A 12372-nucleotide genomic window follows, 5' to 3' on the forward strand; every position below is an offset into this window, starting at 1 on the left:
CCGCCCGCGTCGTGCTGACGCACATGCTCCGCCGACCCGTACAACGGCGACCACCCGGCCGCGGCGCGGACGGCCCCGCGAACCCGCGTTGAAGCGCCCACGTCCGCCGGCTCGTCCGGCAGGCCGGGAAAGACCGGACGCCCGGCGGCCCCGTGGTGCCGCCGGGCGTCCGGTCCCCGGGTCAGAACTTGATCATGCCGCGGATGTTCTTGCCGTCGCGCATGTCCTGGTAGCCCTGGTTGACCTCGTCGAGGGTGTAGGTGCTGGTGACGAGGTCGTCGAGGTTGAGCTTGCCGTCCTGGTAGAGGCGCAGGAGGCGGGGGATGTCGCGGCGGGGGTTGGCGTTGCCGAAGATGCAGCCGACCAGCTCCTTGCGCTGCATCGCCATGTCGAACAGGTTGAGCTTGACGTCCTCCTGGAGGATGGGCGCGACGGCGGTGAGCACGCCGCGGCCGCCCTTGGTGACCATGCCCATCATCGGGCCGATGAGCTCGCCGGTGGCCACGCCGGTGGTGAGGATGACCTTGTCGGCCATCGCGCCCCAGGTGATCTCGCCGACCAGCGCCATGGCCTCCTCGATGGAGGCGGCGGTGTGGGTGGCGCCGAAGAGCCTGGCCTTCTCGCGCTTCCACTCCACGGGCTCCACGGCCACGACGTACCGGGCTCCGGCCAGGGCCGCGCCCTGCACGGCGTTCATGCCCAGGCCGCCGGTGCCGATCACCACGACGGTCTCGCCCGCCCGCACGTCGGCGGCGTTGACGGCCGAGCCCCAGCCGGTGGTGACGCCGCAGCCGACCAGCGCCGCCTTGTCCAGCGGGATCCAGTCGTCGATCTTGACGCAGCTGCTCTCGTTGACCACGGTGTAGGGCGCGAACGTGCCGGTGCAGCACATGGTGCCCAGGTCCGTGCCGTCCGCGGCGTGGTGGCGCGAGGTCATGTCGCTGATCTGGCGGCCGGCCAGCAGCACCGCGCCCAGGTCGCACAGGTGCTGGCGGCCCATGGCGCAGGAGGGGCAGCGGCCGCACGCCGGGATGAAGGACAGGACGACGTGGTCGCCCTCCTTCAGCGTGGTCACGCCCGGACCGACCTCGACGACCTCGCCGGCGCCCTCGTGGCCGCCGATGATGGGGAACTGCTCCAGCTGCATCAGCTCGGCGATGCCCGGGTCCAGGACCATGTCCCCGGTGACCATGTGCTCGTCGGAGTGGCACAGGCCCGACGCGGCGAGCTTGATCTTGACCTCGCCCGCCTTCGGATCGTCGAGCTCGATGTCCTCGACGCTCCATTCGCTGTTCTGCTTCCACAGGATCGCTGCGCGGGTCTGCATGGGGGGACTCCTCCTCGGGGAGAGGGTGGTCAGGAGGTACTTACCGAGGCCAGCATGGCACTTCCGTACGATGGGAACAATAGGATGATCGTCGGTCCAGGGACCGAGGTCTAGACCAATGTCGCCGGAAGGGGGCGGGCCGATGCCCAGACCGGCGCCGGAGCGGGTGACGCGGGTGGTGCTCACCCGCGAGCTCATCGTGCACACCGCCGTGGAGCTGGTCGAACGCCGCGGCCCCGCCGCCCTGTCGATGCGCGCCGTCGGCGAGGAGCTGGGGGTCAGCGCGATGGCCATGTACCGGCACGTGGCGAGCAAAGACGAGCTCGTCGCGGGCATCGCCGAGTACGTGATGACGACCCTGGACGTGCCCGAGCCGGACGTGCCCGAGGCGGACTGGAAGGACGGGGCGCGGAGCCTCATGCGGGCCTTCCGGGCGATCGCCCAGGAGTACCCCCGCAGTCTGGCGCTGGCGCTGGAGAGCAGGACGGGCATCCCCGTCGCGCTGAGGGCGATCGAACGCGCCCTGTCCCTGTGCGCGCGGGCCGGGCTGGACGGGCCGACGTCCGTGCACGTCATGAGGTCCCTGATGGCCTACACCCTCGGCTCCCAGCTGCGGGAGGCCGGGATGGGCAGGCTCCTGTCCCGCCAGGCGGCGGATCCCGCCGAGACCGTGCGCTCCCTGGAGCCCGCGAGGTTCCCGCACGTCGTGGCGCTGCCCGACGAGCTGGTCGACCACGGCTCGGACGCCGACTTCGAGTTCGGCCTCGAGCTGTTCCTCTCCTCCGTGGAGCCGATGCGCGCGCCCTGAGGCGGCCGCGACGTCAGGAGCCGGTCCGGAGCAGCCGGTCGAGCCCGGACAGCAGCATCTCCAGGCCGGTCTCGAAGTCCGCTTCGGGGTCGGGCTGCATGAGCTGGGGGGCCAGGGCGGTCACATGGGGGAAGCGCCCCGGGTCGGCCTGGACGGTCTGGAATGCGGCCTCGGGGGTCTGGTCGGGGGTTTTGAGGGCCCCGTTCTCCATCATCTGGGAGCCGATGGCGTACGACATCAGCGCCCGCAGTGCCCGTACCGAGGTCTCGCCGTCGAACCCGGCCGCGGCCAGGAGTCCCAGGGCGCGTTCGGCGGCCCGCCAGCTGAACTCGAGGTCGAGCCTGCTGGTGAGGAGCAGGTGCATGCTGCGGGGGTAGGCGCGGGCGACGCCGCGGAAGGCGCCGATCATGGCGCGGGCGTTGAGCTTCCAGTCCTGGCCGGGCCCCGCCTCGTCCTCGGGGAGGTCCAGGCCGGCCAGGACCGTCCGGGCCACCTCCTCCAGCAGGGTCTCCCGGTCGGGAACGTGGTTGTACAGGGACATCGTGCCCACGCCGAGCTCCGCGGCGACCTTGCGCATCGACAGCGCCCCGGCGCCGTCCCGCTCGATGAGCGTGATGGCGGCCCGCACGATCGACTCCCGGGTCAGCGGCCGCCGCCCTGCCGCGTTCTTGGCCATCCCCGTCCCTCTCCGGGCCGTGCGCTCTGCGGCCCGCCCGCCACGGTAGCAGCGCCGGCCCGAGGTACGTACGGCCTACATCTTGTTTACAGCGTACGTAACGTGGCACGGTGGAGGCACCAGCCCTTGTGCACGGAGGTGTCATGAAGACTGAGACGACCGGCGTCGCGCACGTCGAATGGGTCGACAAGAAGAAGTACCTGTGGCTGCTGGGCCTGCTCGTCCCGTCCCTGCCGTTCGTGTCGTGGGGACTGTTCGAGGCGAGCGGATGGGGGGTGTCCTGGTTCCTCGGTCCGCTGCTGTTCGGCTGGGTGGTCCCGCTGCTGGACAAGGCATGGGGCAAGGACTCGAACAACCCGCCGGAGAGCGTCCTGTCCTGGCTGGAGGGACAGCGCTACTACCGCTGGTGCGTCTACGCCTACCTGCCGCTGCAGTACGCGGGCCTGGTGCTGGCCTGCTGGATGTGGTCACGCGGCGATGTGACGGTGGTGGAGAAGATCGGTGTAGCCCTCACCGCCGGCATGGTGGGCGGCATCGGTATCAACACCGCGCACGAGCTCGGCCACAGGAAGGAGTCGGTGGAGCGCTGGCTGTCGAAGGTCGCGCTCGCGCAGACCGCGTACGGGCACTTCTACATCGAGCACAACCGCGGCCACCACGTTCGCGTCGCCACTCCCGAGGACCCGGCCAGCGCCCGGCTGGGGGAGAGCTTCTACCGGTTCCTTCCCCGCACCGTGTGGGGCAGCCTGAAGTCGGCGTGGCGCCTGGAGAAGAAGCGCCTGGCCCGCAGCGGGCACGGCCCGTGGACATGGCGCAGCGACATCCTCAACGCCTGGGCGATGACCGTGGTGCTGTTCGGCGCGCTCATCGCGGTATTCGGCGCGGGCATCATCCCCTACCTGCTGGTGCAGGTCGTCATCGGCTTCTCCGCCCTGGAGGTCGTCAACTACCTGGAGCACTACGGCCTGCTCCGCGAGAAGACCCCGACCGGCAGGTACGAGCGCTGCGCCCCCCGCCACAGCTGGAACAGCGACGACATCGCCTCCAACATCCTGCTCTACCATCTGCAGCGCCACAGCGACCACCACGCCAACCCCACCCGCCGCTACCAGGCCCTGCGCCACTTCGACGAGGCGCCCGAACTGCCCTCGGGCTATGCCACCATGTCCCGCCTGGCCTACATCCCGCCCCTGTGGCGCAAGGTGATGGACAGGCGCGTCATCGCCCACTACGGAGGCGACGCCTCCAAGGCCAACATCCAGCCCGGCAAGCACGCCCGCTACGGCCTCCCCGAGCCCCGCAAGGAGCCCGCCTGACCCGGCTCAGCCGGCGCCGACGATGCGGAGGGCCACCTGGACGTAGCGGTCGGCCACGTCCTCGGGGCTCCAGTCGCCGTCCTCCCGGTACCAGCGGGCGATGTCGACGCCCAGGGAGAGGAGGGCGGTGGCGGCCGCCCGGGGGTCGGGGGCGTCGAAGGCGCCGGAGGCGGTGCCCTTCTCCACCAGGGCGCGGATCTCGCGGCTGACCTCGCGGCGGATCTCACGGATCTCGGCCAGGTGTTCGGGGCTGAGGGCCGACAGCTCGTAGTTGACGACGCGGGCGCGGACGTGCCCGCGGGCGTGGTGGACGACGAAGTCGTGGATCACGCGGCGCAGGGCCTCGGCGGGGTCGTCTGAGGAGGCCGCCGCCTCCCGGACCAGGCGGAGGGTGCCCTCGTGGCCCGTGCGCGAGATCAGGTAGAGCAGCTCCTCCTTGGACCGGTGGTGGACGTAGAGGGCGGCGGGGCTCATTCCCGCGGCGGTGGCGATGTCGCGGGTGGTCGTGCCGTGGAAGCCCTTCTCGGCGAACGCGCGGGCGGCGGCCTCGAACAGCCGGGCGCGGGTGGCGTCGGCGCGGGCGAGGCCGGAGGCGTCGGTCATCACCCGTCCATTCTTCCCCGGATCGCGGTATACCGGTACCCTGAGCTGACTAAGCGCTTAGTAACCTACGGGAAGGCGGGCCGGATGAGGGTCTTCCAGAGCGTCGAAGAGGTGGAACGGGCCGTCGGCACCCACCTGGGGTACTCCGAATGGCACACCGTGACCCAGGAGCAGATCGACACCTTCGCCAGGGCCACCGGCGACCACCAGTGGATCCACGTCGACCCCGAGCGGGCCGCCCAGGGGCCGTTCGGCACGACCATCGCCCACGGCTACCTCACGCTGTCGCTCGTGCCGATGCTCGTCTGGCAGGTCTACCGGCTCGAGGGGCTGAAGATGAGCGTCAACTACGGCGCGGACAAGCTCCGCTTCCCCTCTCCGGTGCCGGTGGACTCCAAGGTCCGCGCGGGTGTGGAACTGCTGTCCCTGACGCCCGGAAGCGGCGGCCACCGGCTGAAGGCGCGGGTGACCGTCGAACGCGAGGGCGGCGGCAAGCCGGTCTGCGTCGTGGAGTCCGTCAGCGTCCTGGTGCCCTGAGAGAGGAGAAAGATGTCCGACGAGACGACGGTGCGCGAGGTCCTGCGGCAACGGGTCGCCGACTTCCTGGCCGCCCACGACCCCGCCACGACCGAACGGCTCGCCTTCCTGCGGGCCCGCTACGACGCCGGGCTGGCCTGGGTGTTCTTCCCCGAAGGCCACGGCGGCCTGGGACTGGCCAGGGACCTGCAGCCCGAGGTCGACCTGCTCTTCGCCAGGGCGGGCGCACCCGGCAACAACGTCCGGGGCAACGGCATCGGCCTGGGCATGGCCGCCCCGACGATCCTGGCGTTCGGCACCGAGGAGCAGAAGAAGCGCTTCCTGCGCCCGCTGTGGACGGGCGAGGAGATCTGGTGCCAGCTGTTCAGCGAGCCCGGCGCCGGCTCCGACCTGGCCGGGCTCGCCACCCGCGCGGTGCGCGACGGAGACTCCTGGGTGGTCGACGGCCAGAAGGTCTGGACGTCGCACGCGCACAACGCGCGGTTCGCGATCCTGGTCGCCCGCACGAATCCCGACGTCCCCAAGCACCAGGGCCTCACCTACTTCCTGTGCGATATGACCGACCCGGGAGTCGAGGTACGCCCGCTGCGGCAGATCACCGGCGAGGCCGAGTTCAACGAGGTGTTCCTCACCGGCGTGCGCATCCCCGACGCCCACCGGCTCGGCGCCGAGGGCGACGGCTGGCGGGTCGCCAACGCCACCCTCAACAACGAGCGCGTGGCCATCGGCGGCGGCTCCGGCACCCGCTCCGGCGGCATGATCGGCGTGGTCTCCCGCACCTGGCGCGAGCACCCCGAACGCCGCACCCCCGAACTGCACGACCGGCTGGTCAAACTGTGGGTGGAGGCCGAGGTCGCCCGCGTCACCGGGCAGCGGCTCCGCCAGAAGCTGCGGCTCGGCCAGCCCGGCCCGGAGGGTTCGGCGATGAAGCTGACCTTCGCCCGCCTCAACCAGCAGCTGTCCGGCCTGGAGGTCGAGCTGCTCGGCGAGGACGGCCTGCGCTACTCCGACTGGACGATGGTCCGCCCCGACGGCGTCGACTTCACCGGCCGCGACGCCGGATACCGCTACCTGCGCGCCAAGGGCAACTCCATCGAGGGCGGCACCTCGGAGATCCTGCGCAACATCGTCGCCGAACGCGTCCTCGGCCTTCCCCCCGAACACCGCGTCGACAAGCACGTCCCCTGGAAGGAGCTCGACAAGTGAGCGAACTCGACCTGCTCTACACCGACGTCGAGGACGACCTGCGCTCCTCCGTCCGCGCCCTGCTCGCCGACCGGTGCGAGGCGCCGGCGGTGACGGCGATGTACGACGGCGACCGTTCGATCGTCGCGGGCCTGTGGAAGGCCCTCGCCGCGGACCTGGGCCTGGCCGGCCTGCTGGTCCCCGAGGAGCACGGCGGCGCGGGCGCCTCCGCCCGTGAGGCCGCCGTCGTCCTGGAGGAACTCGGCCGCTCCGCGGCCCCCGTTCCCTTCCTCACCAGCTCGGTGATCGCGACGACCCTCCTGCTGGAGACCGGCGGCACACTGCTGTCCGGGCTCGCCGCGGGGGAGAGGACGGCCGCCCTCGCCGTCCCCCTGTCCGCAGGCCCGTACGACGCCCTGTCCACGACGGTGCGCGCGGATGCGGACGGACGCCTGACCGGCACGGTGACCAGCGTGGCCGGGGCCCTGGAGGCCGACGTCCTCCTCGTCCCGGTCCGCGTCGGCGAAGGCATCTCCGTCCACGCCGTCCCCGCGTCCGAGGCGGCGGTGACCCCGGTCGTCTCCCTCGACATGACCCGCCAGCTCGCCGACCTGGCCTTCGACGGCGCACCCGGCGACCCGGTCCTGACCGACGCCGAGCCCGCCGTCCGCCGCGCCCTCCTGACCGGCGCCGCCCTCCTGGCGTCCGAGCAGGCGGGCCTCGCCCAGTGGTGCCTGCACGCCACCGTCTCCTACCTCAAGGAGCGCAAGCAGTTCGGCCGCGTCGTCGGCGGCTTCCAGGCCCTCAAGCACCGCCTGGCCGACCTCTTCACCGACGTCGAGTCCGCCGGCGCCGCGGCCCGCTACGCCGCCGCGGCCCTGGCCGCCGCAGACCCCGAGGCCGAACTCGCCGCCGCCGTCGCCCAGTCCTACTGCGGCGACCTCGCCGTCCGCGCCGCCGAGGAGGCCGTCCAGCTCCACGGCGGCATCGGCATGACCTGGGAGCACCCCGCCCACCTCTACCTCAAGCGCGCCAAGGCCGACCAGATCGCCCTCGGCACCCCCGGCTCCCACCGCACCCGCCTCGCCGCCCTCGCCGACCTCCCCTTCGCCCCGTAGGTTCGGCCGCAGCCGTCCCCCAGGCTCGGGGGCGGCTGCGGCCGGGGGTTGTGGAGCCGCCCGGCGGGGTGTTAGAACGATGAGTCATATAAAATATGCACTCTCGTGAGAGGCGCGCATGGGCGATGAGCGGGTGCGGCTGGACGTGGACGGGCCGGTCGCGACGATCACCAATGACCATCCGGGCAGGCACAACGCGTTCGACGACGCGATGGACCTGGCGCTGTTCGAGATCCTCGGGGAGCTGAAGGCGCGGCGGGACGTGCGGGCGGTGATCTGGCGCGGGGAGGGCAGGTCGTTCTCCTCCGGGCGGGACGTCGGGTCCATCGGCGGGGGGCGGGCGGAGCTGACCCACCACGAGCTGATGAAGCGCGGGCACCGGGGGATCCAGCAGCTCTTCGAGCTCGAGGCGCCGGTGATCGTGGCCATGCAGGGGTGGTCGATCGGGGCCTCGTTCCAGCGGGCGCTGCTGTGCGACATCCGGGTGGCGGCCCAGGGGGCGCGGATGATGCTGCCCGAGGTGGGGCACGGGGTCATCCCCGACACCGGCGGGGTGGGGCGGCTGTTCCAGATGTGCGGGCACGGGGTGGCGGCCGACCTGGTGCTGACCGGGCGGCCGATGGACGCCGACGAGGCGCTCGCGCACGGCGTGGTCTCTCGGGTGGTGCCCGCGGAGGAACTGGACGCCACCGTGCGGGAGATGGCCGAGAAGATCGCCGCCGCGCCGAAGGTGACGGTGAACATGGCGCGGCGCGTCCTGGCGGGGCTGGCCGAGCCGGAGATCCGCGCCTCGATGGCCGACGAGCTGATCGGCCAGACGTTCGTCAGCGACTCCCACGATCTGGCCGAGATGCGCAGGGCCAAGGCCGAGGACCGCGCGCCGAACTACACCGGGAGCTGATCATGACGGATGCCCAGCACGGCCTGCCCGAGCCGCCGCCCGCCGGAGCCCGCGCACTGCCCGAGGGGACCTTCGCGGGCGTGGCGGTCCTCGTCACCGGCGGAGGCACCGGCCTGGGCCGGGCGATCGCCGTCGAGTTCGCCCGCCTGGGCGCCGACCTCGTCATCGCCAGCCGCAAGAAGGAGCACCTGGAGCAGGGTGAGGAGGCCGTCGAAGAGACCGGAGCCCGCGTCCTGACCGTCGAGTGCGACATCCGCGACCCGGAGGGGATCGCCGCCGCCTTCGACGCCGCCGCCGAGGCGTTCGGGTTGCCCGGAGTGCTGGTCAACAACGCCGCCGCCAACTTCCCGGTGCCCGCCGAGGACATGTCGCCCAACGCCTGGCGGGCCGTCGTCGACATCACCCTCAACGGCACGTTCTTCTGCGCGCGGGAGTTCGCCCGCCGCCACATGGCCGCCGGAACACCCGGCTCGATCATCAACGTCGGCGCCTCCTACGCCTGGACGGGCGGGCCCGGCTTCGCCCACTCGGCCGCCGCCAAGGCCGGGGTGAAGAACATGGTGGAGACCCTCGCCGTCGAGTGGGGCCCCTACGGCATCCAGGTCAACGGGCTGGTGCCGGGCATGTTCCCGCACGAGGACATGACCGCCGACATCAGGGGCAACCTCGACCGCACGAGCGAGAAGGACGCCTGCCAGCCCGCGATGCGCGTCGGCCGCCTGCGCGAGCTCGGCTGGGCGGCGACGTTCCTGGCCTCCCCGTACGCGCGGTTCGTCTCCGGCCACACCCTGGTCGTGGACGGGGCCAACTGGCAGCGGCGGAGCCTGACGAACCCGCCCGTCGTCACCGTCCGGGACCAGATGGGAAGGGGCACGTTCCAGCCGTGACGCTCTGCGAGGCCTTCGATGGACGCACGTCTCACCGATGAGCAGCGGCTGCTGCAGCAGGTGGCCGGGGAGATCGCGGCCGACGCGTCCGCGGGCTGGACGGCTCTGGCCGGGGCCGGGTTCGTGGGCCTGCACGTCCAGGCCGGGCCCGGCGGCGCCGTGGCGGCGGCGCTCGTCGCCGAGCGGTTCGCCGCGGCACTGACCCCGATGCCTTACGTGGGCGCCGGGGTCTGGACACCGGCGCTCCTGGCCGCGGCCGGAGCCGGCGAAGCACAGGCGGCCGTGGAAGAAGGGAGGCTGCGGTTCGCACCGGTGCTGCGCCCCGACCTGTCGGCTCCGGCCCGCGACGGAGAAGAGGGCGTCGCCTTCGACGCCGAGGGAGCCGACGCCGGTCTCGTCATCGCCTCCGACGGCCGCCTGCGCGCCGTGGCTCTCGGCGAGCCCGCGAGGGGAGCCGACCTCACCCGGACGCTGCGCCGTGTCCCGGCCGACGCCCCGGAGCAGAGGTTCCCTCTCGGCCGACCGCTCACCGCCCGAGACCGTATTCGCACCGAAGCCGTCGTCCTCGCCGTCCTGGCGGCCGACCTCCTGGGCACCGCGCAACGAGCCCTGGACGACGCCGTCGCCCACATCCGGGAACGCAGGCAGTTCGGTGTCCCCGTCGGCTCGTTCCAGGCCGTCCAGCACCTGGCGTCACACGCCGCCGTCCTCGTCGAAGGCGCCCGCAGCGCGATGCGGCACGCCGCCTGGGCCGCGACCGAACTGCCCGAGGACGAGGCGCTCCTGGCCGCCCGCCAGGCCAAAGCCGCCTGCTCGACGGCCGCCAGGGACGTCGCCGAGACCGCCGTCCAGCTGTTCGGCGGCATCGCCCTGACCTGGGAGCACCCCACCCACCTCCGCCTGCGCCGCATTCTGCTGTCGAGAGCGGTCCTGGGCGACGAGTCGGCGCAGTACCGCGCCATCGCCGACCGCAGGCTGGCCCCGGCGGGAGGGGACTGATGGACTTCCAGGACACCCCCGAAGAAGCCGCCTTCCGCAAAGAGCTGCAGGAATGGATCGCCGCCCACGCTCCGACCGCGCTGCCCGCCGACCCCGACGAGCGGGCCGCGTCCCTCCACGGCTGGCACCAGGCCCTCGCCTCAGCCGGATACGTGGGCCTGACCTTCCCCGCCGAGTACGGCGGACGCGGCCTGCCGCCCACCTACGAGGCGGTCCTCAACGACGAGCTGGGAGCAGGCGGCCACCCGCCGCCCCCGGCCATCGGCCACATCACCAACGCCGTCCGGATCTTCGGCACCGCCGAGCAGAAGAACCGCCACCTGCCGGTGATGCTGGCCTGCACCGAACGCTGGTGCCAGGGCTTCAGCGAACCCGAGGCGGGCAGCGACCTGGCCGCCGTCCGCACCTGCGCCGCCCGCGAAGGCGACTCCTACACCGTCGACGGCCACAAGATCTGGACCAGCGAGGCCCTGTGGTCCCACTGGTGCCTGCTGCTGTGCCGCACCGAACCCGACAGGCCCGCCCACCGCGGCCTGTCCATGCTGCTCGTGCCCCTCGACACCCCCGGTGTCGAATGCCGCCCCATCGTCACGGCCTCCGGCACCCGCGAGTTCGCCGAGGTCTTCTTCGACGGCGCCCGCGTCCCCGCCACCCACCTGCTGGGGGAGCCCGGCCAGGGCTGGGAGATCGCCATGCGGCTGCTCGGCTACGAACGCGGCCCCGCCGACATCGGCTGGATCGCGCGCCTGGCCCGCATGCTCACCCTCCTGGAGAACGACATCCGCAGCGGCGCCGTCGAGGCGGGCCCGAGCGCCCGCGAGGCCGTGGCCCGCGCCTGGGTCTCCCTGCGCACCCTGCAACTGCACGTCCTGCGCACGCTCTCCGCCCGCCTCGACGGCTCCCTGCCCGGCCCCGAGGGCTCCATCGACAAACTCCTGCTCACCGAGACCGACCAGCTCCTCAACCACGTGATCATGGACGTCCGCGGCGCCGCGCCCCTCGTCGAGGAGGACGCCGCCCTCGACGCCTACTTCTGGTCCCGCGCCCAGTCCGTCTTCGGCGGAACCCGGCAGATCCAGCACGACATCGTCGCCCGCCGCGTCCTCGGCCTCCCCGACGGCCGCACCCCCCGCTGAGCGTCTGCGAGGATCGGAACCCGGAGGACGAGGGGGAACGATGAGCGACGAGCCGCGGACGGCCGCCTCCCGGCTGCTGGACGTCCTCGGGGCGTTCGGCGTCGAGCGGCCGGAGCTCTCCCTGACCGAGATCGGCCGCCGGGCGCGGCTGACCCTGCCGACGGCCCACCGCCTGACGGCCGAGCTGGTCCGGTGGGGTGCGCTGGAACGCGGGGAGGACGGCCGCTACCGGGTGGGACTGCGCCTGTGGGAGGTCGCGGCGGCCTACCCGCACGGGATGGACCTGCGGCCCGCCGCGATGCCGTTCCTGGAGGACCTCTACGAGGCGACGCACGAGAACGTGCAGATGGCCGTCCGCGACGGGCACGAGACCGTCTACACCGAGTGGATCGCCGGACGCTCCGCCGTGGGGGTGCGCACCAGGGTGGGCGCGCGCTGGCCCCTGCACGCCACGGGAGTCGGCCTGGCGCTCCTCGCGCACGCCCCGGCCGAGGTGCAGGAGGACTACCTTGACGGCCCCCTGACCGCCTTCACCCCGCACACCATCACCGACCCGGGGACGTTGCGCCGCGTCCTGGCGGAGGTGAGGCGCACCGGGTGCGCCGTCAGCGACCGGCAGATCACCACCGACGCGCTCTCGGTGGCGGCCCCCGTCCGGGACGCGTCCGGCCAGGTGACCGCGGCGGTCTCGGTCGTCGTGACCGCCGGGACCGTGCCCGTGGCCGCCCTGATCCCGGCCGTCCGGCTGGCCGCCCTCGGCATCACCCGAAGGCTCTCCAGGACGGGATGAGCAGGGGCGGAGGACCCGGACTTCCGCCTGACGGAAGTCGCGTTGTGGCCCCGCTCACGCCTTCAGCACCCTGGTGCCGACATCCGAAC

Annotated in this window: 13 protein-coding genes; 10 read left to right on the top strand and 3 right to left on the bottom strand. The window is 72.5% G+C overall.

Annotation, left to right across the window (positions count from 1 at the left end):
- Window positions 1–181: 181 nt before the first annotated feature.
- The gene (locus tag C2865_RS24805; RefSeq protein WP_106400960.1) at window positions 182–1327 is read right to left on the bottom strand and encodes an NDMA-dependent alcohol dehydrogenase; all 1146 of its coding nucleotides are present in this window, start codon (window positions 1325–1327) and stop codon (window positions 182–184) included.
- A 142-nt stretch (window positions 1328–1469) separates the two neighbouring features.
- Here C2865_RS24805 and C2865_RS24810 point away from each other — a divergent pair, with 142 nt between their 5' ends.
- The gene (locus C2865_RS24810; RefSeq protein ID WP_106400961.1) at window positions 1470–2135 is read left to right on the top strand and encodes a TetR/AcrR family transcriptional regulator; all 666 of its coding nucleotides are present in this window, start codon (window positions 1470–1472) and stop codon (window positions 2133–2135) included.
- A gap of 13 nt (window positions 2136–2148) precedes the next feature.
- Here C2865_RS24810 and C2865_RS24815 read toward each other — a convergent pair whose 3' ends face one another.
- Window positions 2149–2811 (bottom strand): TetR/AcrR family transcriptional regulator, encoded by a 663-nt coding sequence (locus tag C2865_RS24815; protein ID WP_106400962.1) that lies wholly within the window; start codon window positions 2809–2811, stop codon window positions 2149–2151.
- Between the two features lie 143 nt (window positions 2812–2954).
- Here C2865_RS24815 and C2865_RS41530 point away from each other — a divergent pair, with 143 nt between their 5' ends.
- On the top strand, window positions 2955–4127 hold the full coding sequence (locus tag C2865_RS41530; protein ID WP_106400963.1) for an alkane 1-monooxygenase: 1173 nt from the start codon (window positions 2955–2957) through the stop codon (window positions 4125–4127).
- A 6-nt stretch (window positions 4128–4133) separates the two neighbouring features.
- On the opposite strand, the gene C2865_RS24825 is transcribed toward C2865_RS41530, so the two are convergent.
- Window positions 4134–4730 (bottom strand): TetR/AcrR family transcriptional regulator, encoded by a 597-nt coding sequence (locus C2865_RS24825; protein WP_106400964.1) that lies wholly within the window; start codon window positions 4728–4730, stop codon window positions 4134–4136.
- Window positions 4731–4814: 84 nt separating this feature from the next.
- On the opposite strand from C2865_RS24825, the gene C2865_RS24830 reads away from it, so the two are divergent.
- The 8 genes from C2865_RS24830 to C2865_RS24865 all read left to right on the top strand — a co-directional run bounded on the left by C2865_RS24830 (window position 4815) and on the right by C2865_RS24865 (window position 12283).
- Window positions 4815–5267: a MaoC family dehydratase gene (locus C2865_RS24830; protein WP_106400965.1), complete on the top strand. Its 453-nt coding sequence runs from the start codon at window positions 4815–4817 to the stop codon at window positions 5265–5267.
- A 12-nt stretch (window positions 5268–5279) separates the two neighbouring features.
- The gene (locus C2865_RS24835; protein ID WP_106400966.1) at window positions 5280–6473 is read left to right on the top strand and encodes an acyl-CoA dehydrogenase family protein; all 1194 of its coding nucleotides are present in this window, start codon (window positions 5280–5282) and stop codon (window positions 6471–6473) included.
- Window positions 6470–7570: an acyl-CoA dehydrogenase family protein gene (locus C2865_RS24840; protein ID WP_106400967.1), complete on the top strand. Its 1101-nt coding sequence runs from the start codon at window positions 6470–6472 to the stop codon at window positions 7568–7570. The genes C2865_RS24835 and C2865_RS24840 overlap by 4 nt, the downstream gene beginning before the upstream one ends.
- 118 nt (window positions 7571–7688) lie before the next feature.
- On the top strand, window positions 7689–8471 hold the full coding sequence (locus C2865_RS24845; RefSeq protein WP_106400968.1) for an enoyl-CoA hydratase/isomerase family protein: 783 nt from the start codon (window positions 7689–7691) through the stop codon (window positions 8469–8471).
- 2 nt (window positions 8472–8473) lie between these two features.
- Window positions 8474–9358 carry an SDR family oxidoreductase gene (locus C2865_RS24850; RefSeq protein WP_106400969.1) on the top strand — a complete coding sequence of 295 codons (885 nt, stop codon included), beginning with the start codon at window positions 8474–8476 and terminating at the stop codon, window positions 9356–9358.
- 18 nt (window positions 9359–9376) lie between these two features.
- Window positions 9377–10357, top strand: a complete 981-nt coding sequence (locus tag C2865_RS24855; protein ID WP_106400970.1) for an acyl-CoA dehydrogenase family protein — start codon at window positions 9377–9379, stop codon at window positions 10355–10357.
- Window positions 10357–11493 carry an acyl-CoA dehydrogenase family protein gene (locus C2865_RS24860; protein WP_106400971.1) on the top strand — a complete coding sequence of 379 codons (1137 nt, stop codon included), beginning with the start codon at window positions 10357–10359 and terminating at the stop codon, window positions 11491–11493. Before C2865_RS24855 ends, C2865_RS24860 begins: the two co-directional genes overlap by 1 nt.
- Window positions 11494–11533: 40 nt before the next feature.
- Window positions 11534–12283, top strand: a complete 750-nt coding sequence (locus tag C2865_RS24865) for an IclR family transcriptional regulator (RefSeq protein WP_106400972.1) — start codon at window positions 11534–11536, stop codon at window positions 12281–12283.
- Window positions 12284–12372 lie beyond the last annotated feature (89 nt).

This window comes from Actinocorallia populi (genome assembly GCF_002995495.1).
In the GTDB taxonomy this organism is placed as follows: Bacteria; Actinomycetota; Actinomycetes; order Streptosporangiales; family Streptosporangiaceae; genus Actinocorallia; species Actinocorallia populi.